General features: G+C 57.2%; 11 protein-coding genes and 1 riboswitch. Of the genes, 6 read left to right on the top strand and 5 right to left on the bottom strand.

Going from position 1 to position 12,784, the window contains the following annotated elements:
- Nucleotides 1-124: 124 nt before the first annotated feature.
- The gene (namA, locus tag BN3795_RS16870; protein ID WP_068785862.1) at nucleotides 125-1,135 is read right to left on the bottom strand and encodes an NADPH dehydrogenase NamA; all 1,011 of its coding nucleotides are present in this window, start codon (nucleotides 1,133-1,135) and stop codon (nucleotides 125-127) included.
- A 177-nt stretch (nucleotides 1,136-1,312) separates the two neighbouring features.
- Nucleotides 1,313-1,422, top strand: a riboswitch (guanidine-I (ykkC/yxkD leader).
- A gap of 58 nt (nucleotides 1,423-1,480) precedes the next feature.
- Between namA and BN3795_RS16865 the strand changes: the two genes are divergently transcribed.
- The 3 genes from BN3795_RS16865 to BN3795_RS16855 all read left to right on the top strand — a co-directional run bounded on the left by BN3795_RS16865 (nucleotide 1,481) and on the right by BN3795_RS16855 (nucleotide 2,842).
- Nucleotides 1,481-1,822 (top strand): DMT family transporter, encoded by a 342-nt coding sequence (locus tag BN3795_RS16865; protein WP_068785861.1) that lies wholly within the window; start codon nucleotides 1,481-1,483, stop codon nucleotides 1,820-1,822.
- A 3-nt stretch (nucleotides 1,823-1,825) separates the two neighbouring features.
- Entirely contained in the window at nucleotides 1,826-2,143 is a 318-nt protein-coding gene (locus BN3795_RS16860; RefSeq protein ID WP_068785860.1) for a DMT family transporter, read from the top strand.
- 102 nt (nucleotides 2,144-2,245) lie between these two features.
- Nucleotides 2,246-2,842 (top strand): nitroreductase family protein, encoded by a 597-nt coding sequence (locus tag BN3795_RS16855; RefSeq protein ID WP_068785859.1) that lies wholly within the window; start codon nucleotides 2,246-2,248, stop codon nucleotides 2,840-2,842.
- Between the two features lie 44 nt (nucleotides 2,843-2,886).
- Here the strand turns inward: BN3795_RS16855 and BN3795_RS16850 are convergent, their stop codons facing one another.
- Entirely contained in the window at nucleotides 2,887-4,695 is a 1,809-nt protein-coding gene (locus BN3795_RS16850) for an SgrR family transcriptional regulator (protein ID WP_068785858.1), read from the bottom strand.
- Between the two features lie 157 nt (nucleotides 4,696-4,852).
- Between BN3795_RS16850 and BN3795_RS16845 the strand changes: the two genes are divergently transcribed.
- On the top strand, nucleotides 4,853-5,035 hold the full coding sequence (locus tag BN3795_RS16845; protein WP_068785857.1) for a hypothetical protein: 183 nt from the start codon (nucleotides 4,853-4,855) through the stop codon (nucleotides 5,033-5,035).
- Between the two features lie 47 nt (nucleotides 5,036-5,082).
- Here BN3795_RS16845 and BN3795_RS16840 read toward each other — a convergent pair whose 3' ends face one another.
- The 3 genes from BN3795_RS16840 to BN3795_RS16830 form a co-directional block, all read right to left on the bottom strand.
- Nucleotides 5,083-6,075, bottom strand: coding sequence for an electron transfer flavoprotein subunit alpha/FixB family protein (locus BN3795_RS16840; RefSeq protein WP_068785856.1), 993 nt, complete (start codon nucleotides 6,073-6,075; stop codon nucleotides 5,083-5,085).
- 20 nt (nucleotides 6,076-6,095) lie between these two features.
- Nucleotides 6,096-6,863 (bottom strand): electron transfer flavoprotein subunit beta/FixA family protein, encoded by a 768-nt coding sequence (locus tag BN3795_RS16835; RefSeq protein WP_068785855.1) that lies wholly within the window; start codon nucleotides 6,861-6,863, stop codon nucleotides 6,096-6,098.
- A 323-nt stretch (nucleotides 6,864-7,186) separates the two neighbouring features.
- Nucleotides 7,187-7,771, bottom strand: a complete 585-nt coding sequence (locus tag BN3795_RS16830) for a TetR/AcrR family transcriptional regulator (RefSeq protein WP_068785854.1) — start codon at nucleotides 7,769-7,771, stop codon at nucleotides 7,187-7,189.
- Nucleotides 7,772-8,157: 386 nt separating this feature from the next.
- Here BN3795_RS16830 and BN3795_RS16825 point away from each other — a divergent pair, with 386 nt between their 5' ends.
- Both BN3795_RS16825 and BN3795_RS16820 read left to right on the top strand, forming a co-directional pair.
- Complete coding sequence (locus BN3795_RS16825) at nucleotides 8,158-10,350, top strand: (Fe-S)-binding protein (RefSeq protein WP_068785853.1); 2,193 nt, start codon at nucleotides 8,158-8,160, stop codon at nucleotides 10,348-10,350.
- A gap of 29 nt (nucleotides 10,351-10,379) precedes the next feature.
- Nucleotides 10,380-12,776 (top strand): 3-hydroxyacyl-CoA dehydrogenase/enoyl-CoA hydratase family protein, encoded by a 2,397-nt coding sequence (locus BN3795_RS16820; protein WP_068785852.1) that lies wholly within the window; start codon nucleotides 10,380-10,382, stop codon nucleotides 12,774-12,776.
- Nucleotides 12,777-12,784 lie beyond the last annotated feature (8 nt).

Raw genomic sequence — 12,784 nt, 5'->3', positions numbered from 1 at the left:
TCCCGCCGAAGGGAAGGGAGTTCTCGAATTCCGAAACCCCGAAACCCCGAAACCCTCCATGCCAGGTCAAGCAAAAGGACCCGCGCTCGCCGGCAGCGAGAACGGGCCCGAATTCATCATGGGTTCAGGCTCTTTGGTATTGAACCGGGCGCTCCAGCGTCGTGCCCAGCGCGGCGGCGGCTTCGTACGCCCAATAAGGGTTGCGCAGCAGCTCGCGGCCCAGGAAGATCAGATCCGCCCGCCCGTTGCCAAGGATCTCTTCGGCATGCGTCGGATCGCTGATCAGACCTACCGCTCCGGTAGCGATGTCCGCCTGCCGGCGAATTTGCTCGGCCAGGTTCACTTGATATCCCGGATACGCATGAATTCGAGCGGGAACGACTCCGCCGGTGCTGCAATCAATGAGGTCCACGCCCTGCGCCTTCATGCGGCGGGAATAATCGATATATTGCTCCAGCGAGTTGCCCTCAGGATCGTATTCGTTCGCAGAAACCCGCACGAACAGCGGGCCGGACCACACGGATTTCACCGCCTCGATGACCTCGCTCAGCAGACGGTACCGGCCGTCAGCGTTCCCGCCATATTCGTCCTCCCGGCGGTTCGTTAACGGCGACAGAAATTCGTTCAGCAAATAGCCGTGTGCCCCATGGATTTCGATCACGTCAAACCCGGCTTCCTTCGCCCGGCGGGCCCCATCGCGGAAGCCCTCGACAATCCGCCGGATATCCTCGGCATCCGCAGCTTTCGGCGTTTTCTTCTCCGGGAACGGGATCGCCGACGGGGCGAGGATCGTCTCTTCGAGCTCCGCTTTCCGTCCGGCATGAGCCAGCTGAATGCCGATTTTCGCGCCGTTGCGATGTGCCAGGCCAACGAGCTCCTTAAGCCCGGACACGTGCTCATCGCTCCAGATGCCAAGATCCTGATACGAGATCCGGCCTTCCGGCACGACGGCCGTCGCTTCGACGATGATCAGGCCGACGCCGCCGACGGCGCGGGAGGCATAATGGACCCGGTGCCAGTCGTCGATTTTCCCGTCACGGTTCGGGGAAGAATATTGGCACATCGGGGACATAACGATCCGGTTTTTAAACGTCACCCCTTTGAGGGTATACGGAGAAAATAGTTGAACGCTCATGGAAATCACTCCTTTAGTTGGTTAAAAACAACTTCAATAAACCATTGTCAATATCCATGTTAGTCGATCGGATTACAACTTACAAGTACGCAGAATTTTGTTGTATAGTATCAGGTTTTAGACCTGATTTTATGACCATCCCTTGACCCGTTACCGGGAATCGGGTAAGATAGCAATCGAATCGTTTCCTAGGGTTCCGCGGCGGAGTGTGCTGCCGGTCTGGTCCAAGAGGAAACGCGCGGCCGCCGAATGTGCCGTGGACACGGAGGGACAAAAGCCCGGGAGATATCGCTTTTTGATATCTTTCGGGCTTTATTTTTTTCCTGAAAGAGGGGGAGGTGCAGCATGAAACGCGATTGGGGATTCGTTGGCATTGCCGGTCTATTTGAAATCGGATGGGTGATCGGTCTGAAGCATGCCGGAGATGTGCTGAGCTGGAGCGGGACCGCCGTCTGTATCGTGCTCAGTATGTACTTGCTTATTTTGTCCGGCCGCCGGCTTCCGATCGGTACGGTCTATGCCGTTTTTACGGGGATTGGAACCGCAGGTACGGTATTGACGGAAATGACGCTGTTTGGAGAGCCGTTTCGGTGGATTAAGCTGCTGCTCATTCTGCTTCTGCTGGTGGGCGTGATAGGCCTGAAGCTGGTGACAGATGGCGAGAAACCGCAGGAAGGGGAGGCTTAGACGATGGATTGGATTCTGCTTGGGATTGCCGGATTTGGTGAAGTCTTGGGCGTGATTGGAATCAACAAAATCAATACGCGGAAAAGCCTTGGTGCCTACGTATGGATGGCGGGAGGTTTTCTGCTCAGCTTCTTGTTGCTGACCTTGGCGATGCGAACCATCTCTATGGGAACGGCTTATGCGGTATGGACGGGAATCGGCACGGCGGGAAGCGCCGTTGCGGGGATGATCTTATACGGGGAATCCCGCGAATGGCGGCGATTGCTGTTTATCGCTTTTATATTAGGCGCTGCCATGGGATTGAAGCTGATCAGCGAGTAGCTCAAGAAACCTTGAGGGCGGGTTGGATTCAGGTTCGGCGGGACACATTAAGAGGGGTTCCATCCCCAATCTTTCAGACAGAAACGGAGCGATCGATTAAAAATGAGCGATTTATGGAAGGCAGTCAAAACAAGAAGAAGCATCTATGCCATTGGCAAAGAGATTCAAATTTCTGAGGACCGAATCGAGGAAATTGTGAAAAATGCAGTGCTTTATTCCCCTTCCTCCTTTAACTCGCAAAGCGCCAGGGTTGTCGTATTGTTGAATGAGCAGCATGACAAGCTTTGGGATCTTACGAAGGAGACGCTTCGCAAAGTCGTCCCGGCCGACAGCTTTGGTCCGACGGAAGAGAAGATGGCCGGCTTCCGCAGCGGCCGCGGCACTGTATTGTTCTATGAAGATCAGGCGGTGATCGAAGGGCTGCAGCAGCAATTTGCCTTGTATGCAGACAACTTCCCGGTCTGGTCGCAGCAATCCAACGGCATGCTGCAGTATGTGGTTTGGACGGCCTTGTCGGATGAAGGCGTGGGCGCTTCCCTGCAGCACTATAATCCGTTAATTGACGATGAGGTGCGGAAGGAATGGGGCGTCCCGGAATCCTGGAAGCTGATTGCACAAATGCCGTTTGGGAATATAGAGGCCCCGGCGGGAGATCAGGAATTTGCGCCGATTGACAGCCGGATGAAGGTGTACAGATAGGCAAAAAAGCGTTTGGCATAGAGGCCAAACGCTTTTTTTACGGTTTATCCCGCAGAGGGGGATGAGGTAAGCCAGATATCCTTGAAGTCCATCCAGCCGAGATTATTGATCACCAGGCCGCGGATCGAAGGGTGAACATACGTGTTCAGCAAGCCGTGCACGAGAAACGTCACCTGCGCCTCCTCCTGCAGCCGGTATTCGATTTGCTGCAGCAGCGCCCGGCGTTTCTCCGGCATATCCGTGGCAAAAACCTCGTCCACGATCCCAAACACCCAGCGGCTCAGCTCCGGCGGCATATGCAGACGAATGAAGCTGTCTTCCTGCAAGTAGCTTTCCAACTCGCACACCTCGTCTTCAGCAAAGACGAGGCACATCAGGATCGCATCGGATTCCCGCGCGGCGGATTTCGCCATCTCGGCTTTGCTGTGGTACACAACTTCAACCGGAATTCCGATCAACGCACATTGCGACTTAATCCATTCGGCATCCTCGCGTTCGAGATAATGAGCTGCCAGGCGGATCGGCTCGCCCGTATACCCCGATTCCTCCAGCAACTGCCGGGCTGCGGCCGGATCATGCCGATGGATGCCCAGCGCCGTGTCATCGGTCGGCTGAAAACTGCGGGCCGGATACCCCGGCTTGCCCGTGGTCTTGATCATGCCGGGGCGGTCGATCGCCAGATTGACCGCTTGCCGGAAAGCAAGCGTCTGTTGCGGGCCAAGCCGATTCCGATTCCAGGAGATCATCGAACAACCCCGGTTTAACGTTTCGATTCTTCTCCAATCGTCTCCGGCCCGGGCGGGGACACGGGAATCATTAACGATCAACTGCTCCCACTTCAGCTTGGAGGAATTCGGGATATCCTCAGGCAGAAAGACGAGGGTGACGCCGTCCAAATAAGGGCGACCGAGGAAATACCCTGCATGAACCTCCAGCTCCATCCGGTTGGAGCTCCAGTGCGTCAGCCGAAAAGGGCCGGTCCCGCTCGGAAACCGCCAGAACTCTGATTCATCCTTGCCAAGGAAATCGGCGGGAAGGACGGAAGCGCTGGAGGAGCAGAGTAAGCGGGGAAGCAGCCAGTTCGGTTGCCGCAGCCTGAAGACGACAGTTCGCGAGTCGAGCGCTTCGATCCGGTCCAAGGTCGACAGGAGCCAACGGTTGGTGGAATTCGCTTTCAGCCGAGAAAAGGTGAAAACGACGTCCTCCGCCGTGAGCTCTTTTCCATGATGGAAGCGGATGCCTTTGCGCAAATGGAACGTCCACTTCGTGCCGGTCTCGTCAGGCTCCCAATGATGGGCGATCATGCCGGACACCTGGCCTTTCGTTTGGTCATATTGAACGAGACGGTCGAAAATTTGCCGAACGAGATGCGAATCGAAACCATAGAACAGATCGGCAGGATCCAGCGTGAGCGGGGCTTTGTATACCGGCAGGCGAAAGATGTCCCGGCAGCTCTGGCCCGCGGCCAGCTGTTTGTCCGCCCCAAACTGGTCATTCAGCCATTGAATGAACCGTTCCCGCGCATGGATGTCCCCCTCGTGCTGGTGAAGGAATTCGAATGCCGAACGATATTCCCCTTTTTCCGCCAGCTTCTGAGCCAGTTCAATGATGAAATTCTCGCGGTTCGCCCGAAAAATCAAGCGGGATCGGTGCCCGCGCCCCCTTCCCGGGGACCAATCAATCAGACCTTCCTCCTGGAGCTTGCGAATAATCAGCTTCACGTTCCGCTCCGTACAGTGAAACAGCTTCGTTAAGTCCTCCAGCGCCACCTCAACTTCGCGGAGTTCCGCCGAATCGCCGCCCTGCTCGGAATAATGATTCAGCAATGTCATATAACGCTCTGCGGTCAACACACCATCCACCTCCGGTTGACCCCGTTTATGCCTTGTCGGTACAAAAGGGGAAATGACTTTGGAATAGTATACTCTTTTTCTTCCTGCTTTTGAAGCAGATAATGGAGATATCCAGAAGGGCGGGCGTTACCGGCCCTGGAGGCAAGGAGGTTATCCCATGAATTACGAGGAGTTTTATCGGAGGGAAAGAGAGATCCAGGCGTATCATCGGTTGTTGAAGAAACCCGGCGAACCCCGGTGTTATACGGAGCGAGTGGTTCCGGAACGTCCGCAAAATGCCCGCACTGGAACCGGCAGCTTCGGCAAGGTGCTGCGATCGTTCTTCCAAATGTTCCAATAACAATCAGAATGCCTGCATCTCGCGATGCAGGCATTTGTTCTATTCGGCTAGGCGTTCCTTTCGGCGAGGATTTCCTTAAATTGCTCGGTGAGCAAAGGGACGATTTCAAAAAGATCCCCGACGATCCCGTAATCGGCTACTTTGAAGATCGGAGCCTCGGGATCTTTATTGATCGCGATGATCACCCGCGACTGGCTCATGCCGGCGAGATGCTGGATCGCCCCGCTGATGCCGCAGGCGATGTAAATTTCCGGCGTCACCACCTTGCCGGTCTGGCCGATCTGCAGCGCATAGTCGCAGTAACCGGCGTCACAAGCCCCGCGTGAGGCTCCGACAGCTCCGCCGAGACTGTCCGCCAGTTGTTCCAGCACCTTAAAGCCGTCGGCGCTCTTGACGCCGCGCCCCCCGGATACGACGATCTTCGCTTCAGTGAGGTCTACCTTGCCGGACACCTTGCGAATGACCTCTTTGAGCGTCGTGCGAATCGACGCCGGCGGGGTGAATGTCAGCGTCACGACCGTGCCCGGGGTTGCCATCGGGGCAGCGGGGGGAAGGTTATTGGGACGAATCGTTACGATTCCGGTGCCGTCTGCCAGCGCTTTTTGCTCAAAGGCTTTACCGGCATACAGCGGACGTGTAAAGGAGATGCCGTTGCCGTCCTTGAGGATGGCGGTAACGTCGGAAATTTGCCCGCAGGCAAGCCGGGCGGCAAGCTGGGGAGCCAAATCGCGGCCTATGGAGGTATGCCCGAGCAGGATGACCCGCGGACCGTCTGGCAGCGCTGCCAGAGCCTGCATAACCGCTTCGAATGCAAGCTCCGGCTGGTAAGCTTGGAGCTCGGGATGATCCAGTACCAGCACCTGTCCGGTCGCATACAAGGCCAGCTCGGATGCGGCCTCATCGATCTGGTGACCAAGCAGCACTGCCGCGAGGCGATCGCCTTCCTCCCGCAGCAGGTTCGCAGCGTGAAGCGCTTCCAGGGAAACCTGGCGAAGCTTGCCATCCTTCGTTTCGACGATCACCACGTACGTTTTGCTCATGATTGACGCCTCCTTATGAATTAAATGACCTTGGCTTCGGTGCGCAGCAGCTGAACCAATTCCGCCGCTTGTTCGGCGGGCGTGCCGCTCAGCAGCTTGCCGGCTTGACGTGCCGGCGGCAGAGAGAGGGCGATTCGCTGCGTTTTCAGCGCGATCTCGCGGTCGCTTAGTCCCAGATCGCTCAGCGACAGCTCGCGGAACGGCTTCTTCTTGGCTTTCATGATGCCGGGGAGCGAGGGGTAGCGGGGTTCATTTAGACCTTGCTGCGCTGTGAATACGGCGGGCAGCGTCACCTCCAGCGTTTCGGCGTCGCCTTCGGCATCCCGCACGACAGTGGCCCGGTCCCCGTTCACGATGAGCTTGGTAATCGACGAGACGTGGGGGAGCGAGAGCAGTTTGGCGATGCGCACGGCAACTTGCCCTGCGCCGTTATCGACCGAAAAGTTGCCGCCCAGGACCAGGTCAACGTCCAGCGTTTGCAGGAAGGCGGCGAGCAGGCGGGAGATGCTGTATTCATCCGTATCGATCGCCTCTGTAGCGATCCGCACGGCCTCGTCAGCTCCCATCGCCAGCGCGGTGCGTAGCGCTTCCGCCGCTCTTTCCGGCCCGGCCGACACAACCGTCACCGTGCCGCCCTGCTCCTCCTTCAGGCGAAGCGCTTCCTCCACGGCGTATTCGTCGTAAGGGTTGATCACGAACTTGACGCCGTCCTCGCTGACTTTGTCGCCGGCAATTACGATTTTCTCCTCCGTATCGAAGGTTTGTTTCAGGATGACCACCACATGCATACTTGCCAACTCCTTTCCAGAGTAGAGGTAGAATGGAACATGACAGAGTGAGCGCGTCTGATCCTTGTAGTAGGTACTACCGAAATGTGCGCGTCTGATCCTTTGCATAGGCGCTAACGCTTATCAGCGAGCTTATTTGGGCCAAAAGCAGGACTTTTCAAATCTAACGCTTGCCAGTCACGCTATTGGGTCGAATGCAGCGATTTTCCGCATGAAAACACCAAAATAAGCAGTCTGACAAGCGTTACATAACGTACGTCCCGTTTCTGAGGCATTTAGCGATGGACATAAGCGTTAGAGCGCGTAAATGTGAAATAGAGGAGCTACTTCCTGACCGCGCGCAGAAAAAAATCGACGGTGTTCTCCACTTGCCCGGAGAGGGAATATTTCATGCCGGAAATGAGCCAGGAGGTGACGACCTCGTCCAGCGCGCCGAAAATCAACTGCCGGGAGAGCTTCGTATCCAGGTCGGAACGGAACGATCCTTCCTCGATCCCCCTCTTCAAGATATGCTCAATCAGCGTGATATAGGGCTTCACGGCAAGGCCGATCGCTTTGCGCAGCTCGAGGGAGCTTTGCCGCAGCTCGATTTGCGTAACGTAAGCAAAATGGACGTTCTGCTCCAGATGGGTGAAATGGATTTCGCACACCTTGCGGAGCGCCTCCTCCGCCGTATTCGTTTCGCGGATACTCTGATGGAACAGCTCGACAAGCTTGCCCAGGCGATCCTGGAAGAGCGAGATCAGGATATCTTCTTTATTTTTGAAATATAAATAAATCGTACCGTCCGCGACGCCGGCTTCTTTGGCGATTTTAGACACCTGAGAGCCGTGAAATCCGTTCTCCGCAATGACTTTTTCCGCGCCATCCAAAATCATTTCAAATTTTTCCTGTTTCCTACTTGTCATCGGGCCACCTCAATGCTAAAATTTAAAACACCTGAATGAACCGTCATTCATTTTCTTAATCTTAGGGGAATCCAGCACCGGTTGTCAAGGCTGAAAACCTTAAGATTTTAATTAAAAGCCGCAATGGAATCGCTTACCTCAAATGTCCTGCTTCATGGTCACACTCAATCTCTGCATTCAATCGCAACATTCAATTCCAAATCCCAACATACCCGCAGCTCTCATTTTCGATCCTTACACGCAATCTCAACATTCATCCTCCACAGACAGAACTGTTCGACCTCAATGCTTGAACTAACTTTTGGGAAACATCGTCATCCGAAGGAACCCTTTTCGTCCGTAATCCACTTGTCCGGGAATTTTTCATAAGGAGGGAGGTCTGAAGCATGATCACGTTTTGGCTAACGCTAAACGCTTTGTTATGTGCTGCTGTCGCGGGATACGCTTTGTTCCTGTTCTATCAGGCCGTATTCCGCCGCTTCCTTTACCTGAGGCTGGGCCGGTCCAGTGACTTCCGCGCAAGGCGCGGGGGGAACCCAGGCGAGTTCTGGTCGCAGGTGTTCGGGCAGAAGAAGCTGCTGAAGGATCGCAGAAGCGGCATCATGCACGTCGTTGTGTTCTACGGATTTATCGTGCTGCAGTTTGGGGCGATCGATTTGATCGTCAAAGGGCTGTCGCGCGGCGGCCACCTGCCGCTGCCCGCCTATGAGCTGTTCGGGTGGTTTCAGGAGTTTACCGCAGTAGCGATTCTCGTCGCGATGGGGTATGCGGCTTACCGCCGTTATATCGAGAAGCTGCCGCGCTTGAAAAGGGGCTGGAAACCCGGCATCGTCGTGATCTTTATTTATTCCTTGATGGTTTCGGTCCTGTTGTCGCTGGCTTTCGAGCGGATCTGGATGGAGCTTGACTTCTCTTGGTACGCTCCGGTCTCGTCGGCCATCGCCGCCGCATTCGCCGGGCTGCCTGCCGCCGCCGCGGAAGCCGTCTTCTATGTGTTCTGGTGGCTGCACCTGCTGATCCTGCTGTCCTTTCTCGTCTACGTCCCCCAATCGAAGCATTTTCATCTGCTCACCGCACCGATTAACATCTGGCTACGCCGCCGGGAACCGCATGGCCGGCTGCAGAGCCTAAACCTCGAAGACGAAGAGGCGGAAAGCTTCGGCGTCGGCCGGATCGAAGACTTTACGCAGAAGCAAATGCTCGACTTCTACGCCTGCGTGGAATGCGGGCGTTGCACCAGCGTGTGCCCCGCCGCAAGCACGGGCAAAACGCTGTCGCCGATGCATCTGATCACGAAGCTGCGGGATCATCTCACTGAGAAAGGCGCGGCGGTGACGGGCAAATCGCCGTGGGTGCCGGCGAAAGTGTTCGGCTCCGACAGCGTCCATGCGCTGGCAGCTGGAGCAGAACAAGCGGCACCGGTCTGGAGCAGCGGCTCTGGCTCTGGCATCACCGATATCCGCCCGACGCTGGATTGGCAGAAGGCGACCTGGCAGCCGGCCTCCCACGACAAAGCCGTAACCGAGCTTGATCTGATCGGCGATGTCATGACCGAAGAGGAAATCTGGGCCTGCACAACGTGCCGCAACTGCGAGGACCAATGCCCGGTCGGCAACGAACACGTTGACAAGATCGTGGACCTTCGCCGTCATCTGGTGTTGATGCAGGGCAGCGTCCCTGCGGAAGGGCAGCGTGCGATGCAGAACATCGAGCGCCAAAGCAACCCCTGGGGGATCAGCCGCAGCGACCGCGCTGCCTGGACCGGCGAGCTTGCGGGCATCCCTGTGCCAACGGTCAAGGAGAATCCGGCATTCGATATTTTGTTCTTCGTCGGGTCGATGGGCTCTTACGATCTGCGCAGCCGCAAAATTACGCGGGCTTTCGTCCGGCTGCTGAATGAAGCGGGCGTCAATTTCGCCATTCTCGGCAACGAAGAACGTAACTCCGGGGATACCCCCCGCCGGATGGGCAACGAGCTTCTGTTTCAGCAGCTGTGCCAGGAGAACGTCGCGACGTTTCAACGGTATGGCGTGCGCAAAATCGTAACCGCCTGTCCGCATACCTTTAATACGCTGAAAAACGAATATCCCGAATTCGGATTGGAAGGGGTGGAAGTGCTGCACCATACCCAACTGCTGGAGCAGTTGATCCGCGAGGGGCGGCTGAAGCCGGCCCACCGGGTGAGCGAACGGGTCACCTATCACGATTCTTGTTATCTCGGACGGTATAACGGTGTCTACGATGCGCCTCGTGAGGTGCTGCGGGCGGTGCCTGGCGTGGAACTGGTCGAGATGGCCCGCTCCCGGGAGAACGGGATGTGCTGCGGCGCCGGCGGCGGGCTGATGTGGATGGAGGAAACCGCGGGCAAACGGATCAATCTGGCCCGCACCGAACAAGCGCTGGAAGTCCGTCCAAGCATGATCAGCAGCGCGTGTCCTTACTGCCTGACGATGCTGGAGGATGGCACGAAACTGAAGGAAGCAGACGGCGAGGTCAAAGCGCGGGATATCGCTGAAATCCTGGAGTTGTCCGTGTTTGGCGAGCTAGCGGCCGATGTGGCCCCCGTGTTGTCAAAATAAAATATTCAAAGTCATAGGAGGTAGATCCAATGAACAAACCGATCCGGAAAGCGGCTGTCATCGGCTCCGGGATCATGGGCTCCGGTATCGCCGCCCAACTGGCTAATGCAGGCATTACTTGCTTGCTGCTCGACATCGTCCCGCAGCGGCTCACCGACGCGGAGATGGCCGCAGGGCTGACGCTCGACCATCCGTCGGTGCGCAATCGCCTGGCGACGGCCGCCGTCGCCGGGCTGGTCAAGACAAAACCCGCCCCGCTGTATGACAGCGCTTTTGCTGAGCGGATTACGCCCGGCAACCTGGAGGATCACTTGCCGTTGATTGCCGATGTGGATTGGGTTATCGAGGTCGTTGTCGAGAACCTCAGCGTTAAGCAGCAACTGCTGGCTCAAGTGGAGCGCCACTGGAAACCGGGAACCTTGGTCAGTTCGAACACGTCGGGGATTTCGATCAACGCGATGGCGGAAGGGCGGTCCGAGGAATTCCGGAAGCATTTTCTCGGAACGCATTTCTTCAATCCGCCGCGGTATATGAAGCTGATCGAGGTTATCCCCGGGCAATCCACCGATCCGGAGCTAGTTCAAGGCTTAAGCCGTTTCTGCGAGCGGACGCTGGGCAAAACGGTCGTACTCGCCAAGGATACGCCGAATTTCATCGCCAACCGCATCGGTACCTATGGGCTGCTGGTGACGCTGCGTGAAATGGCGGAGAAGGGATATGCCATCGAAGAAGTGGATGCAGTCACCGGCCCGGCAATGGGTCGTCCGAAGAGCGCTACGTTCCGTACCTTGGATCTCGTCGGACTTGATACGTTCCTGCATGTCGCCGATAACGTGTTCGCGAATGTGGCGGATCAGCAGGAGAAGCAGGTGTTTGCCGCGCCGGAGCCGCTGAAGGAGATGGTATCCCGCGGCTGGCTCGGGGAGAAGAGCGGGCAGGGCTTCTACCGGAAAATCAAAGGGGAACGGGGGAGCGAAATCCTGTCCTTGAATCTTCAGGCGATGGACTACGGACCCCAGTGCAAGGTCACTTCCGCTTCCTTGGAAGCCGCCAAACTGGCGAAAGGCGCCGCCGCGAAGACGAAAGCGCTGCTCGGCACCCCGGACCGCTACTCCCAGTTGGCCTGGGATGTGCTCAAGCAGGTGCTGATCTACTCCGCCGCCAAGCTGGGCGAAATCGCGGACAGCATCCGCGAGATCGATGAGGCGATGAAATGGGGCTTCAACTGGGAGCTGGGACCGTTCGAAACGTGGGATGCCATCGGTTTGGTGCGCTCGGTCGAACGGATGGAGGCGGAAGGACTGACGGTACCGATCTGGGTGAAGGACTGGATCGCGCAAGGGAACACCTCATTTTACAAAAAAGACGGGGGTTCCCTCTTCCAAGCCGCGGTTGGAGGGTATGCACCTGTGGAGCTCCCGCCGGAGCAGATCTCGCTTCGCGATCTGAAGGCGCAGAACAAGATTGTGCGCAGCAACAGCGGCGCCAGCTTGATCGACCTGGGCGACGGCGTGGCCTGCCTGGAATTTCATTCGCCGAACAATGCGATCGGCGCGGATATTCTGCAGATGATCTCGCAAAGCATGGACGAGGTGCGAGACAACTTCGAAGGCCTCGTCATCGCCAACCAAGGCCGCAACTTCTGCGTTGGTGCCAACCTGATGCTGCTGCTGATGGAAGCGCAGGACGAGGAATGGGATGAAATCGACGACATCATTCGTCTGTTCCAGAACACGATGTACCGGCTGAAACGGTTCGAGAAGCCGGTGATTGCCGCACCGCACCGCATGACGCTAGGCGGCGGGGTAGAGGCGTGCATGCCGGCCGATCAGGTGATCGCTGCTGCCGAGACGTATTACGGGCTCGTAGAGGTCGGCGTAGGCTTGATTCCGGCGGGGGGCGGCTGTAAGGAGCTGGCGCTGCGGGCCAGTCAACAGGCATCGCGGGCAGAGGCGGATCTCCAGCCTTACCTCAATCCTTATTTTCAAACGGTCGGCACCGCCACCGTCTCAAGCAGCGGCCATGATGCCAAACGGCTGGGCCTCCTGAAGCCGACCGACCGGATCGTGCTGAATCCCGACCATACGATCCATGAGGCGAAGCAGGCCGTGCTGAAGCTGGCGGGAACCGGGTATGAGCCGATTTCCGACACGAAGTTCCGCGTCGCCGGCTCCGAAGGGAAAGCCGTAATGGAGCTGGGCGCACTCGGCATGCATGAAGGCGGCTACATCAGCGACCACGATCTGTTGATCGCCCGTAAGCTGGCTCACGTATTGGCCGGCGGCGACGTGCCGGCGGGAACGTACGTAACGGAGCAATATATGCTTGACCTGGAGCGCGAGGCATTCCTGAGCTTGTGCGGGGAGCCGAAGACGCGTCAACGCATGCAGCACATGCTGAGCAAAGGCAAGCCGCTGCGGAATTAATCGAGGGG

Source organism: Paenibacillus phocaeensis, assembly GCF_900021165.1.
Classification (GTDB): Bacteria; Bacillota; Bacilli; order Paenibacillales; family Paenibacillaceae; genus Fontibacillus; species Fontibacillus phocaensis.
This window is presented reverse-complemented; position numbering and strand designations above follow the sequence as displayed.